Raw genomic sequence first — 12,801 nt, forward strand, 5'->3', positions numbered from 1 at the left:
CTGGAGCTTCTGGTAAGGTTGGCTGGGTGAGAGATTGACCTTCTTTGCCAACTTCTTGTGTCCCTTTAGCTTCAATCTTTCCATCATATTCTTGTTGTGACTCTTGGACTACCGACTCATCTTTTTTACTGCTTTTATTGATAGTAGATTTTGACTCTTTAAAGTAACCAACATACTCGTAACCATCAATATGGATAATCCCCTTTGCTAATCCTTCATTGGTAGAAGCAGAAATGGTTTGGTTATAAGAAAGAAGCTCTTTATTTTCAAATGCAAATGTGGTAAAAGGGACGAAGTTGCTTGCACCGATCGAACTAATTAATAGGACACCAAGCACTCTTCCACGATGTTTTTTAGAGATTAATAAAACAGCCAATGAAGCCGTAGCCAACCCTATACCAGCCAAGGCTAATTCTTTACTACCTGTATAAGGAAGCTCTTGGTAGGTACTAGCTTTCTTTCGATACACTGCATAGATAATATCATCCTCTTGAAACTCCGAAGGGACTTCATGGTGAATTAAGGCTTTTTCAGACTCGGTCAATTCCTGTTCGGCAAGATAGCGATAATGAACAGTATTTGCTTGCCCCACTTCATTTGCTTGTACCTTGTCAACTAATAAAGTGCTAGCACCAAAAAGGAAGGCACCGATGGCTACAGGACCAACCCCAACAGTTAACTTGCGAATGGAATATTTAGTAATTTTTTCAAGTTGTTCTTTTCTTTTTCTCATTTTCACGACTTTCTAATAGAATCTTGCGGATAATGCGCACGCGCACCTCCAATTAATTTTGGACGACTAGCAAGAGCTGTTACATGGGCATGTCCAATCTCTCTCAAAAGAGGACGAATAGGTACCTGCACATGTTTAACATGCATGCCGATAGCAGTATCGCCGATATCCAAACCAGCATGAGCCTGGATGAATTCCACTTCGACTGGATCATCCATAAACTGAAAGGCTGCCAATTGAGCAGAGCCTCCAGCATGCAGAGTAGGAAGAACACTAACGATTTCAAGGCCAAACTGATCAGCTACTTGACGTTCAACTACAAGAGCTCGATTGACATGTTCGCATCCTTGAACTGCCAGATGAATACCTTTCTCTCCTAAGATATCCAAGATAGTTTTAACAACAATCTCACCAATTTCTTGACTGGATTCTTTGCCAATATGACTCCCTAAGACCTCACTAGTAGATAAACCCAAAACAAAAAGGGTTCCTTTTTTCAAATCAGCTTTTTCTATAACATCTTTTAGTATCTGAATTGTTTCTTTTTGAATCTCATTTTTTTTCATCCTAAGTACCTCTTTTGTCACTTTCTATCATATCTTTTTTTCTTCTTTTTAGCAAGATAGACAACCTAAAAGCTTACTTTAAACTGCATAAAACTCCTAGAATATTCTAGGAGTTAACTATTTTCTATTCTATTTATGTATATTCTAACTTGAGTCCCTTTTTGATACTTAGAATCAATCGTCATATGGTAATCTTCTCCAAAATGGAGTTTGAGTCGTTGATCAATATTTTCAAGTCCAACGCCACCACGTTTCAGTTGAGCCTGACTTCCCTTTTCTGTCACCTGAAAACCAACACCATCATCTTCGATAAGAATGACTATACCAGATTCCACTTTTTCAACAGAAAGGTCAATATGACCATTTCCTTCTTTCTCCTTGATACCATGATAGAGGGCATTCTCTACTATGGGTTGTAAAACCAACTTAGGAAGGAGAAGATTCTCAAAGTCAGGATGTTCTTGAATCTCATACTCTAACTTATCCCCATAACGCTGTTTCTGGATAAAGAGATACTGGCGAACATGGTTGATTTCATCTGACAGACTAATCAAGTCCTTACCTTGATTGAGGGCCAATCGGAAATAGGTAGCTAAAGATTTTGTCACTTCAACTACCCTTTGACTATCCTGAAACTCCGCCATCCAGATAATGGTATCTAAGGTATTGTATAGAAAATGAGGATTGATTTGACTAGATAGAGCCTGTAATTCATATTGACGAGTCGTTTCTTCTTGCTTTCGGATATCTTCCATTAGTTGATCTACTTGATCTAACATGGCATTAAATTGACGGGTCAATTCTCTTAATTCTTGAGCTCCGGCCTCCTTGGCACGTAGATTTTGACTACCCATACCAATCCCAAGCATGGTTTCTCGAAGGTCTTTTAAGGGCGCAATCCAGCGTTTGAGACTAAACCATATCAGAAAGAGACAGGCAATTAGAGACAAACAACTAGCCCCAAGGAGGGTCCAGAGGATTTGTCCGCGAACTTGATTTAACTCCTCCAAGGAAGATACACCAATAACTGTCCAGTCTGTGCCATCTATCTTTTCCTGACTGACATAAGACTGATGGTCCAAAGTGTAGCCTTGACCAGTTTCAATATAGGGCTTCATAGCATCCATTTCACTAGATGAACTGTATACCGTGTGTTCAGGATGATAGACGAATTCATGCTGATCATTTACGATAAAGGCAAATCCTTTTTGCCCCAGTTTGAGTTGATTAAGATAATTTGCCAAGGTTTCATAGGAAATGTCCAAACGTAGAACTCCTAGATTAGTACCTTTTTCATCTACCAATTCCTGCGTCACAGAAATGACCCATTGACTATCAGACTTCCGAGCTGGTATCAAGACTGGCTTTGCTCCTTGATGAATGGCCTTTTGATACCAATCTTCAGACATCATATCAGATGAAGTTTTCATATGTAGATTCGCATCAGTAGAGAGGAATTCTCCTGACTTGGTCACCAAAACCACAGCTTTTAAGTCCTGATCAGCTTTTAAGATGGTTAAAAATAAAGCTCGGATATCCTTGGCATGATCTTGACTGGGGCTTTCAGCATAGGCTTTTACATCCGCCTGTTGAGTCAGACTGGTCGAAGTTGTTTCAAGTTTTTTGATATAAGACTGAATAAAGCGACTGGTCTGACTAATGGTTGTCTGGTTATTTCTCTCAATGGTTCCTTCTATAGCTGATGAACTAGACTGGTAATAAAAACTTCCCACTAAAGCCATCAAGGTTAGAAAGACCATAAAGATGGAAATAACCATTCTGACTAGGAGAGATGAACGCTTCATCGACCTTCCCCCTTCTTAAACTGACGAGGTGTCACACCTGCAATCTGTTTAAAACGTTGGGTAAAATAGTTCATATCTTCAAAACCAACCTTTTCGGCTATCTCATAAATCTTTAAATCAGTAGTCAATAAGAGGAGTTTGGCTTGTTTGACACGTTCTCTCACCAGATAATCCTGAAAAGGTAGACCCAACTCTTTCTTGATTAAAGAACTGAGATAGGTCGGACTAAAGCCCAAGTCACTAGCCAAACTTTTTAAGCTGAACTGACTATCTGATAGGTGGGCATGGATATTCTGAGCTAAGTCTCCTTCTAACTGATCTGTCAATAAGTTCTGGACCTGTTCTTCTATTTCTTCTTTATCCAACTTTTGCTTGATTTTCCCCAACATTTCCTCAATATCCTGACGAGAAAAGGGCTTGAGCAGGTAGTCATCCACACCTAGTTTGACAGCAGACAAGGCATAATCAAAATCATCGTAGCCTGTCAAAAAAACTAGATGCACCTGAGGATAGGTTTCTCGGACCAGACTAGCCAACTGGATGCCATTTAACTGAGGCATGTTGATATCGGTTAAAATAATATCTGGCACCTGCTTTTGTATCAATTCCCAAGCCTGCCTTCCATTTTCAGCCTGACCGATGATTTCCATATCGTAGGCTGCTACATTGACCAGCTTGGTCAAGCCTTGCCTTACCAGATATTCATCTTCTACGATTAAGATTGTGTAGGTCATGCTTCTCTCCTTTGTCACTTACTAGTATCAGTATAGCAAAATTCTCCTCTAACTGCTTAGGAAAGCCCTCTTATATTCAATGAAAATCAAAGAGCAAACTAGGGAGCTAGTCGCAGGTTGCTCAAAGTACAGCTTTGAGGTTGCAGATAAAACTGACGAAGTCAGCTCAAAACACTGTTTTGAGGTTGCGGATAGAACTGACGAAGTCAGTAACCCTAGATACGGTAAGACGACGCTGACATGGTTTAAAGAGATTTTCGAAAAGTATTAATCAACATAATCTAGTAAATAAGCATAGCCTTTTTCTTCCATTTGATTTTTGGGAATAAAGCGGATAGAGAGACTATTGATACAGTAGCGCAAGCCACCCTTGTCCTGTGGGCCGTCCGTAAAGACATGGCCAAGGTGAGAATCTCCAACTCGGCTCCGCACTTCCATGCGTGTCATATTGTAGGACTTATCTTCCTTGTAGGTAGCAACATCTGGACTGATGGGTTGAGTGAAACTAGGCCAACCGCAACCAGACTCGAACTTGTCCTTTGATGAAAAGAGGGGTTCACCAGTTGCCACATCCACATAGATACCAGATTCAAATTTATCCCAGTAACGGTTTGAGAAAGCCCGTTCTGTTTGATTTTTCTGGGTAACTGCATACTCCTCAGGTGACAAGGTCTTTTTCAATTCCTCATCACTTGGTTTAGGATATTTGCTGGCATCAATGACAGGATAGGCAGCCTGATTGACATTGATATGGCAGTAGCCATTTGGATTTTTCTTGAGATAGTCTTGGTGGTAATCCTCAGCCACTACAAAATTCTTCAAGGGTTCCTTTTCAACTGCCAAAGGTTGATCGTATTTCTTAGCTACCTCATCAAAGACTTGGTTAATCACCTCTAAATCCTTGTCATCTGTGTAATAAACACCAGTACGGTACTGGGTTCCTACGTCATTTCCTTGTTTATTTTTGCTGGTTGGATTGATAATGCGGAAGTAATGAAGCAGGATTTCCTTGAGAGAAATTTGCTTGGCATCATAGGTAACATGAACAGTCTCCGCATGACCTGTTTGGTTAATCAATTCGTACTTGGTTGTTTCCCCTCTACCATTTGCATAGCCTGAAACGGCATCTGTCACTCCGGGAACGCGTGAGAAGTATTCCTCAACTCCCCAGAAACAACCTCCAGCCAGATAAATTTCGTGCAAGTCTGCATCTTTACTCACTTCTGTTTTTTTCATTGTTTTTCCTCCTTGGCTAACTGATGCTTTCTCAATTTGCGAGCTATCTGTCTGCCCTGCATTTCGCATCAATAGAAAATAGAAACCGGTTATGGCTAGGAAAAAGATTCCTGCCAAGACAAACAATTTTACTTTATCATTCATGACCTTTCCCTACCCCATTTCTTTCAATGTTTTTAAAATCATATCCTTATCCATAAAACCTGGTTGCGTTTTGACCAGCTTGCCTTCCTTGTCTATAAAGGCTTGAGTTGGGTAAGAACGGACACCATAACTTTCCAAAAGTTTGCCTGACGGGTCAATTAGAACTGGGAAATTTTTATAATCCAAGCCCTTGTACCAGTTCTTAAAGTCTGCTTCAGCTTGTTCCCCCTTATGTCCTGGTGACACTACCGTCAAGACCACATAATCATCACCAGCATCCTTAGCAATTTCATCCGTGTCAGGAAGACTAGCTAGACAGATGGAACACCAAGAAGCCCAGAATTTGAGATAGACTTTCTTGCCCTTGTAATCAGATAAGCGGTAGGTCTTGCCATCTACTCCTGTCAGTTCGAAATCAGCAACCGCCTGACCTTTAGTAGCAGTTTTTGAACTGACTTGTTCTGTTTTTGTTTGCTCCTTCATAGTAGCTTCGTCTGACATATTTTTAGCAGAACAGGCTGCCAAACAACAGATTGAGCCGACTCCTAGGAGACATGTTTGCCATTTTTTCATTTCTTTATCCTCTCTATTCAAATAATGTAGTCAAAATGGAAGCATTCCCCAAAAACACCAAGATTCCCATCACGATAATGAGGAAACCACCCACTTTTTTGAGGGTTCCGAGATAAGGATGGAGTTTTCGGAAATGTTTCAAAACATAGCTAGAGGCAAGAGCTAGAACCAAAAATGGTAGCGCCAAACCTAGCGTGTAAACCAACATGAGACCTGCTCCCTGCCAAGCACCTGAGCCACCTGAAGCCGCTAAAGCTAAAACAGAGCCAAGAACCGGACCCACACAAGGCGTCCAAGCAAAACTAAATGTCAGCCCCAGTAAAAATGCCTGACTATAGCCCTTACCCTTTTGCCCCTGTCTCTTTAATTGTAGCCTTCTTTCCTTGTAGAGTCCCTTCAAATGTAAGACTTCCATCTGGTGCAAGCCCAAGAGAATGATAACCGCACCCGTCACATACTGAAACCAATAGGCATACAAAAGGTCTCCTAAAAAACCAGCACCATATCCCAGTAAGATAAAGATAAAAGAAATACCCACTATAAAGGCCAAAGTTCGCAATAGACTAACAAGTGAGATTGAATATTTTCCACTAGAAGCCTGAGCACCATCTTTGTCATCCAACAAGACCCCTGCATAGACCGGTAACAAGGGTAAAATACAAGGAGAAAAGAAGGAAAGAATTCCAGCAAGAAAAACACTGATAAAAAAGATTATATTATCCATTGCCTTCCTCCATTCTTTGATTTGATAGGACTATTATAGCCCCAAAACTCAAGAAAAAACAGGGACAATGATAGGGAAAAATAGGAATTTGATCAGATAATTTGAAAAATATCTAAGAAATAAAAAGAAAAAAGCCAGACAAGGTCTGACTTCAATAGAAACAGAAAAAAAATTTCACTACTCTTCTCTACTTATCTGATAATAAATAAGATCCGCAAGATAGCCTTTTCTCTCTACACAATTGGTAATAGTCTTTAGATAGGACATTCCTGCCTTCTCCATGACCCGACCTGAAGCTGGATTGAGACTGGCATATCGAGCTCTAACTTTTTGAAAACCTGCTTGAGTAAAACAGAAGTCCAAGACAGCTTTCAAGGCTTCTGTCATCATACCATGACCCCAGTATTTCTTGCATAGAACATAGCCAATTTCACAAGAAGAATCGTTCTCATCTATTGCAACGATGCTGATGTCTCCTATCACCTGTTCCGGGTTTTCTTTGAGACAAATGGCCCATTTGTAATAGTTGAGATTAGCATAGGAGGCAATCCAATTACGAATCGAGTTTCGAGTCACATCGACATCAGGATGAGGATCCCAAGTGACATAGGTCAGATTCTCAGCGGATGAAGCCCAATTCTGAAACATGGCTTCTGCATCACTTTCCACAAATCTTCGCAAGATTAAACGATCTGTCTGTAATATTTGCGTACCGATAGATTTCATGACGCTTCCTCGCTTTCTGATAGATGATTCTCTGTCCAATCTCCATTGAAACTTGTTTTGCTTTTGAATTTCAAGGCTCAAGCTAAAAAGGTCCACCGGACCTTCCTCGCTTACCTGTTTCCATGCTCGGGCTAAAAAGGTCCCCCGGATCTTTTTACTCCCAAAAGTCATCAAATACGGTGATGGGTAAGTGGCGTTTGTGTTGGCCTTTATGCCACCAGTTTTCGATTGTTACTTGGGCTTCTGGGCTGATTGTTTTGCCTTCTAGGTAGTCGTCAATCTCTTCATAAGTGACTCCAAGGGCCACTTCGTCTGCTAGGCCTGGTTTGTCTTCTTCTAGGTCTGCTGTTGGGATTTTTTCATAAAGGGCTGGGTCTGCACCAAGTTCTTTCAAGAGTTGTTTTCCTTGGCGTTTATTGAGGCGGTAAAGAGGGAGAATATCCGCACCACCATCGCCAAACTTGGTAAAGAAACCTGTGATATTTTCCGCGGCGTGGTCTGTTCCAATGACCGCTCCGCTATGGGAACCAGCAAGGGCATACTGAGCAATCATACGGCAACGTGCCTTGATATTCCCCTTATTGAAATCTGTCATTGGACTGCCTGTAGCCTCTACTGCTTTAGACATTGCATCGACAGAATCCTTGATATTGACCACCAAGCTAATATCTGGCTGGATGAATGCTAAGGCTTTTTGAGCATCTGCTTCATCAGCTTGCACTCCATATGGCAGGCGGACAGCGATAAATTTGTAGCTGTCGTCTCCCGTTTCTGCTCGCAGTTCTTCCATAGCTAGTTGAGCCAAACGACCTGCCAAAGTCGAGTCCTGCCCTCCAGAAATCCCTAGTACAAAGGTTTTTAGGAAGGGATGTTTTTTCAAATATCTTTTTAAAAAATCAATGGAACGACGGATTTCTTCCTGGACATCAATCACCGGTTTGACACCCAGCTCTTGGATAATCGTTTCTTGCAAGCTCATTCTTCTTCTCCTTCACCGAGGGCTTCCTTACGCATCTTGTCAATCAAGTCCATCTTGTCTTGCCATACATCACGCGCCAAGTCCACTGGATAGTGTTGAGGATTTAGCACCCGTTTGTACTCGTCCCAAAGCTTGTCAAATTCCTTACGGGCATAATCCTGAATCTCAGTCAAGCTAGGCAGTTTATATATCAATTTTCCGTCTTTGAAGATATCCACTAAGAGAGGAACGGCATCAAAATTGCGAACGGTCTTTTTGATATAGGTGTAAGTCGGGTGGAACATCTTGATTTCTGTCATGCTAGCAACATCCGCACCATCATAGGTAATGTAATCACCTTCTGACTTACCTTTTTCACGACTGGTAATACGCCACACCTGCTTCTTACCAGGTGTTGAGACTTTTTCAGCATTGTTTGATAATTTAATGGTATTGCGCATGCCACCATTTTCATCCTCAATGGCTACAATCTTATAAACTGCCCCAAGAGCTGGCTGGTCATAGGCAGTAATCAACTTAGTTCCCACACCCCAAACATCAATCTTAGCCTTTTGCATCTTAAGGTTGAGAATGGTATTCTCATCTAGATCATTTGAAGCATATATTTTGGCTTCTGTAAATCCAGCCTCGTCTAGTTGCTGACGGACTTTCTTGGAAATATAAGCAATATCTCCTGAATCGATACGAACACCTTTAAAGTTTATCTTGTCACCTAGTTCACGAGCCACCTGAATAGCAGCTGGAACTCCAATGCGAAGGGTATCATAGGTATCTACTAGAAAGACACAATCATGATGAGTCGCCGCATAAGCTTTAAAAGCTTCATAGTCATTTCCATAAACCTGTACCAAGGCATGGGCATGGGTTCCTAAGACAGGAATATCAAAAAGTTTTCCAGCCCGAACGTTACTAGTACCGTTAGCACCACCAATGACCGCTGCGCGTGTTCCCCAGATGGCCGCATCCATTTCTTGCGCACGACGTGTCCCAAACTCCATCAAGGGTTCATCCTCAATAACCGAACGTATACGGGCTGCCTTGGTCGCTACCAATGTCTGGTAGTTGACGATATTCAAAAGAGCTGTTTCGACCAATTGACATTGAGCTAGAGGACCTTCTACCTGTACAATAGGTTCATTAGCAAAAACCAAGTCCCCTTCCTGAGCTGAACGAACGGTCAACTCCAACTTGAAATTGCGCAGATAGTCCAAGAATGCCCCATGATAGCCTAGCGACTCCAAATAGGCAATATCACTATCTGAAAAACGCAAATCTTCAAGATAGTTCACAATTCTTTCCAAACCTGCAAAAACAGCATAGCCATTCTTAAAAGGCTGCTGGCGGAAATAAACCTCAAAGACCGCCTTTTTATTGTGAATCCCTTGGTCAAAGTAGACCTGCATCATATTAATTTGGTACAAGTCTGTGTGCAATGTCAAACTATCATCTGGATACATAACTTTTCCTACTTCCTTATATCAGAAACTATGAAAATTTTGAAAAACTTTCATCTATTTCAGTAAATTAGTACTATTATAACACATTTTTTTAAGATTGATAAAAACTTAACAAGCTAATCCCCACTCTCCAGTTCATCCATATCTTGTTCAAATTTTTTCTGAGCCCATTCGCCAAAGTTTCTTAAAGTCAAATTTCCAATAAAGACCCATGGAAGATAAAGGAGATAAGTAAGGATCCAAGCAGATAAGTATTTAAAATTTAAGGGATTGTGCTGATAAATCTCAATATTGAACTGGTAGTTCTGGAGCATCAAGATGGCTGTAATTGTGAGAGTCACTAGTAAGCATCCCAAAATCGTAAAATGAAATCGGCTATAATAGGTCACTCCGAGATTTCGAGAACGATTGAAAAAGTAAAAAGTCCCTATGATGATAACGATGAGCAGCATATTAGAATTAAAAAGGCTTGGTGCTAATACTGAAATGATATAAGATAGGAGCGACAAAGCGATGCAGATATAGAAACTTTCAGAGCCCGCTTTATTGATCAGTTGTTCTTCTCTTTCGTCTAGTAATTGATAATAATAAAATCTATTTTTCATCCTCTTCCTCCCAAAATAGTTGGTCTAGGGTTTTCCCTAAACATCTGCAAATGGACTGGCAGAGCGAGAGACTGGGATTGTATTTCCCCGCTTCTATCAAACCAATAGTCTGGCGAGTCACCCCGACAGCATCTGCTAGTTGACCTTGAGTTAAATCAAGCTCTACCCGAGCTAATTTTAATTTTAAATTTTTAGCCACCTTCGTCCTCCTTATAGTTTTAAAAAGTTGCACCTCTTTTTAACATCATTATATCATATATCTAACTTAATGCAATATATAAATGTCATTTTGTAAAATTTTATTAACAAAAACTCTCTACCATAAAAAATAGAGAGTTTTGAGTTTAAATATAGGATTTCAAAATATCAACAACATCGCTTCTTTTCTTGGCGTGCTATGCTTTCACATCTAATGTCTCAGCTACGATTGTATTGTCCTCAATATCGTCTAGACAGAAACAATTTCTAGGTTCTAACTGGTGCTGATCGAAAATCTCCTTAAATATTTCCCATATCCAATATTATATCCATCAGTCCATCTCCATACTTATGTGTGAGTTTCTATTTGTATTATACCTTCATATTCTACTTACAAATCCTTTTGGTAATAGTATCTTTGCCCTTTATAGGGATAGTCTTGTAAGGTAAAGACTTCTTTGTAGCCATGCCTTTTATAAAAATCAGGAGCTTGAAATTGATAAGTATTGACAAAAGCAAAACGACAGTTTCGATTCTTAGCTTCAGTTTCTGCTTGCTGCAATAGTCTTGAACCGACTCCTTGCCCTCTCAGTTCCTCTTTTACAAATAAATACTCGACTTCTAGCCAATTTCCAAAAGTCTCTGCTATCAAACCTGCAAAGAGATTGCCCTTTTCATCTTCTACATAAAGATTAAGTGGCTCACTTTCAGCCTCTTCTCTTTTTAAACGATTATAAGCACGAATCAAATTCCCAATTTCTTGCGCCTTCTGGGAATCCTCATTTTCCAATTTAAAGTACATCTAAACCTCCTCGAAAACTGATACAGCTTGATTATAGTCTTATTTCAATGGACTGTCAAACTAGCAAAAACTCACCAACCTGAGTTGATGAGTCCCTAATCTATTTTCTAAATTTCCACTGGCTATAAATCCCGAAACCGATAATCCAGATAGCTGATCCGATTGCTCCGACAAATGTAGACTCTTGTAAAAAGAGAGTTACAAAGACAAAAGCGAAAAAGATCATCGTTAATGGATTTAGGAAACGATAATGGGGCATGAGATAGCCATCCGCCATAAAGTCTGGTGACTTACGGTATTTAAGGTGAGCCACCATAATCAAGATATAAATGGCGATATAGACACCTGATGATGATGCCGTAATCAAGGCAAAGGCATCGGAAACTCCAGGCAAAATATTTATGAATGCAGCTGAGGCAATCAGGATGGATGAAGCAAGAATAGCATTTTGTGGAACATTATTACGAGAAAGAGTATCTGCTTTGATTGCTTTTAAAAATTTATTTGGTGAATCATGAGCAATTTGATACAAGTGGCGGCCTGTAGAATATAATGTTGAATTAAGAGCAGATGCTGCAGAAGTTAAAACAACAAAGTTTATCAAGGCAGCTGCCCATTTGATCCCCGCTAGTTCAAATACTGTAACAAAGGGAGAATCCGCCGAAGCCAGTTCACGCCATGGAATAATCGCCATGATAGCCAAAAGGGCACCACCATAGAAAAAGGCAATACGTAATGGAATTTCCTTAACAGCTTTTGGCAATACCTGACGAGGATTTTTTGTTTCAGAAGTTGTTACCCCGATAAACTCAATCATGAGGTAGGCAAAGAAAACCATCTGAAAGGCCATGACAAAACTCATTATCCCATTAGGGAAAAGCGAGAATTGATTCGTAATGTTGAACAAGCTAGCCATACCATGTGGTGTCTCAAAACCAGTTAAAACCATGAAAACACCAGTAGCAATCATAGCTAAAATAGCCACAATCTTGACCATAGCAAACCAAAATTCAACTTCTCCAAATAACTTAACTGCTATCAGATTCACCAAGGCTAAAATGGTCAAAAATCCAATTTCAATCATCCAACTTGGCCAAGTTGGGAACCAAAACTGCACATAATGTGAGATGGCAGTAATCTCAGCCATACCAATAAAAACAACTGATAACCAATAAGACCAAACTGAGAAATAGCCCCATCCTTTACCCAAATGACGGGTAATAAAATTGATAAAGGTGTGTTGCTCTGGGTCTTGGTAAAGCATTTCTCCAACTGCTCGCATCATGAGGAACATAAATGCTCCTGTAATCATATAAATCAAGACAATGGAAGGACCTGTCAAGCTAATGGAACGACCTGCTCCTAGAAAGAGGCCTGTTCCAATTGTTCCAGCAATGGCCATTACCTGAACATGACGATTGGTTAAGCCACGCTCCATCTTATTTTTTTTCTGATTTTCACTCATATAGTCTCCTTCTCTTATCAAAAACCAAAAAGGAGTTGGGTAAGGCCAACTGCC

General features: G+C 40.3%; 15 protein-coding genes. 1 reads left to right on the plus strand and 14 read right to left on the minus strand.

Annotated elements, in window-relative coordinates:
• The 4 genes from HMPREF1117_RS08995 to HMPREF1117_RS09010 all read right to left on the minus strand — a co-directional run.
• Nucleotides 1-733, minus strand: a 733-nt coding sequence (locus tag HMPREF1117_RS08995; RefSeq protein WP_001231586.1) for a YSIRK-type signal peptide-containing protein, incomplete at its 3' end; no start/stop codon positions are given.
• 2 nt (nt 734-735) lie between these two features.
• Nucleotides 736-1,299 carry a TIGR01440 family protein gene (locus tag HMPREF1117_RS09000; protein ID WP_000739182.1) on the minus strand — a complete coding sequence of 188 codons (564 nt, stop codon included), beginning with the start codon at nt 1,297-1,299 and terminating at the stop codon, nt 736-738.
• A gap of 113 nt (nt 1,300-1,412) precedes the next feature.
• Nucleotides 1,413-3,104 (minus strand): cache domain-containing sensor histidine kinase, encoded by a 1,692-nt coding sequence (locus HMPREF1117_RS09005; protein WP_000831109.1) that lies wholly within the window; start codon nt 3,102-3,104, stop codon nt 1,413-1,415.
• A complete protein-coding gene (locus HMPREF1117_RS09010) occupies nt 3,101-3,838 on the minus strand; it encodes a response regulator transcription factor (RefSeq protein WP_000222620.1) in 738 nt (245 codons plus the stop codon). Before HMPREF1117_RS09010 ends, HMPREF1117_RS09005 begins: the two co-directional genes overlap by 4 nt.
• A 79-nt stretch (nt 3,839-3,917) precedes the next feature.
• Here HMPREF1117_RS09010 and HMPREF1117_RS12025 point away from each other — a divergent pair, with 79 nt between their 5' ends.
• A complete protein-coding gene (locus tag HMPREF1117_RS12025; protein WP_000692908.1) occupies nt 3,918-4,109 on the plus strand; it encodes a hypothetical protein in 192 nt (63 codons plus the stop codon).
• Here HMPREF1117_RS12025 and msrB read toward each other — a convergent pair.
• From msrB to HMPREF1117_RS09060, 10 genes are all read right to left on the minus strand, one after another.
• On the minus strand, nt 4,106-5,218 hold the full coding sequence (gene msrB, locus HMPREF1117_RS09015; protein WP_000998573.1) for a peptide-methionine (R)-S-oxide reductase MsrB: 1,113 nt from the start codon (nt 5,216-5,218) through the stop codon (nt 4,106-4,108). The genes HMPREF1117_RS12025 and msrB overlap by 4 nt on opposite strands.
• 9 nt (nt 5,219-5,227) lie before the next feature.
• Nucleotides 5,228-5,791 carry a redoxin family protein gene (locus tag HMPREF1117_RS09020; RefSeq protein ID WP_000759250.1) on the minus strand — a complete coding sequence of 188 codons (564 nt, stop codon included), beginning with the start codon at nt 5,789-5,791 and terminating at the stop codon, nt 5,228-5,230.
• 13 nt (nt 5,792-5,804) lie between these two features.
• Nucleotides 5,805-6,515 (minus strand): thiol-disulfide oxidoreductase-associated membrane protein CcdA2, encoded by a 711-nt coding sequence (gene ccdA2, locus HMPREF1117_RS09025; protein WP_000368751.1) that lies wholly within the window; start codon nt 6,513-6,515, stop codon nt 5,805-5,807.
• A gap of 177 nt (nt 6,516-6,692) precedes the next feature.
• Nucleotides 6,693-7,241: a GNAT family N-acetyltransferase gene (locus HMPREF1117_RS09030; protein ID WP_007557275.1), complete on the minus strand. Its 549-nt coding sequence runs from the start codon at nt 7,239-7,241 to the stop codon at nt 6,693-6,695.
• 154 nt (nt 7,242-7,395) lie between these two features.
• On the minus strand, nt 7,396-8,220 hold the full coding sequence (gene nadE, locus HMPREF1117_RS09035; protein WP_000058046.1) for an ammonia-dependent NAD(+) synthetase: 825 nt from the start codon (nt 8,218-8,220) through the stop codon (nt 7,396-7,398).
• A complete protein-coding gene (locus HMPREF1117_RS09040; RefSeq protein WP_000283112.1) occupies nt 8,217-9,677 on the minus strand; it encodes a nicotinate phosphoribosyltransferase in 1,461 nt (486 codons plus the stop codon). Before HMPREF1117_RS09040 ends, nadE begins: the two co-directional genes overlap by 4 nt.
• A 116-nt stretch (nt 9,678-9,793) precedes the next feature.
• Nucleotides 9,794-10,282, minus strand: coding sequence for a DUF6773 family protein (locus HMPREF1117_RS09045; protein ID WP_000797189.1), 489 nt, complete (start codon nt 10,280-10,282; stop codon nt 9,794-9,796).
• Entirely contained in the window at nt 10,272-10,481 is a 210-nt protein-coding gene (locus HMPREF1117_RS09050) for a helix-turn-helix transcriptional regulator (protein WP_001107497.1), read from the minus strand. Before HMPREF1117_RS09050 ends, HMPREF1117_RS09045 begins: the two co-directional genes overlap by 11 nt.
• A 390-nt stretch (nt 10,482-10,871) precedes the next feature.
• Nucleotides 10,872-11,282, minus strand: a complete 411-nt coding sequence (locus tag HMPREF1117_RS09055; protein ID WP_000273678.1) for a GNAT family N-acetyltransferase — start codon at nt 11,280-11,282, stop codon at nt 10,872-10,874.
• 100 nt (nt 11,283-11,382) lie between these two features.
• A complete protein-coding gene (locus HMPREF1117_RS09060; RefSeq protein ID WP_001293810.1) occupies nt 11,383-12,747 on the minus strand; it encodes an amino acid permease in 1,365 nt (454 codons plus the stop codon).
• Between the last annotated feature and the right edge of the window lie 54 nt (nt 12,748-12,801).

The organism is Streptococcus sp. SK643 (genome assembly GCF_000259505.1).
In the GTDB taxonomy this organism is placed as follows: domain Bacteria; phylum Bacillota; class Bacilli; order Lactobacillales; family Streptococcaceae; genus Streptococcus.

What these genes read in the sequence shown, in the direction of transcription:
- HMPREF1117_RS09000 (WP_000739182.1), bottom strand. Translation starts at nt 1,299, where the DNA reads ATGAAAAAAAATGAGATTCAAAAAGAAACAATTCAGATACTAAAAGAT.
- HMPREF1117_RS09005 (WP_000831109.1), bottom strand. Translation starts at nt 3,104, where the DNA reads ATGAAGCGTTCATCTCTCCTAGTCAGAATGGTTATTTCCATCTTTATG.
- HMPREF1117_RS09010 (WP_000222620.1), bottom strand. Translation starts at nt 3,838, where the DNA reads ATGACCTACACAATCTTAATCGTAGAAGATGAATATCTGGTAAGGCAA.
- HMPREF1117_RS12025 (WP_000692908.1), top strand. Translation starts at nt 3,918, where the DNA reads ATGAAAATCAAAGAGCAAACTAGGGAGCTAGTCGCAGGTTGCTCAAAG.
- msrB (WP_000998573.1), bottom strand. Translation starts at nt 5,218, where the DNA reads ATGAATGATAAAGTAAAATTGTTTGTCTTGGCAGGAATCTTTTTCCTA.
- HMPREF1117_RS09020 (WP_000759250.1), bottom strand. Translation starts at nt 5,791, where the DNA reads ATGAAAAAATGGCAAACATGTCTCCTAGGAGTCGGCTCAATCTGTTGT.
- ccdA2 (WP_000368751.1), bottom strand. Translation starts at nt 6,515, where the DNA reads ATGGATAATATAATCTTTTTTATCAGTGTTTTTCTTGCTGGAATTCTT.
- HMPREF1117_RS09030 (WP_007557275.1), bottom strand. Translation starts at nt 7,241, where the DNA reads ATGAAATCTATCGGTACGCAAATATTACAGACAGATCGTTTAATCTTG.
- nadE (WP_000058046.1), bottom strand. Translation starts at nt 8,220, where the DNA reads ATGAGCTTGCAAGAAACGATTATCCAAGAGCTGGGTGTCAAACCGGTG.
- HMPREF1117_RS09040 (WP_000283112.1), bottom strand. Translation starts at nt 9,677, where the DNA reads ATGTATCCAGATGATAGTTTGACATTGCACACAGACTTGTACCAAATT.
- HMPREF1117_RS09045 (WP_000797189.1), bottom strand. Translation starts at nt 10,282, where the DNA reads ATGAAAAATAGATTTTATTATTATCAATTACTAGACGAAAGAGAAGAA.
- HMPREF1117_RS09055 (WP_000273678.1), bottom strand. Translation starts at nt 11,282, where the DNA reads ATGTACTTTAAATTGGAAAATGAGGATTCCCAGAAGGCGCAAGAAATT.
- HMPREF1117_RS09060 (WP_001293810.1), bottom strand. Translation starts at nt 12,747, where the DNA reads ATGAGTGAAAATCAGAAAAAAAATAAGATGGAGCGTGGCTTAACCAAT.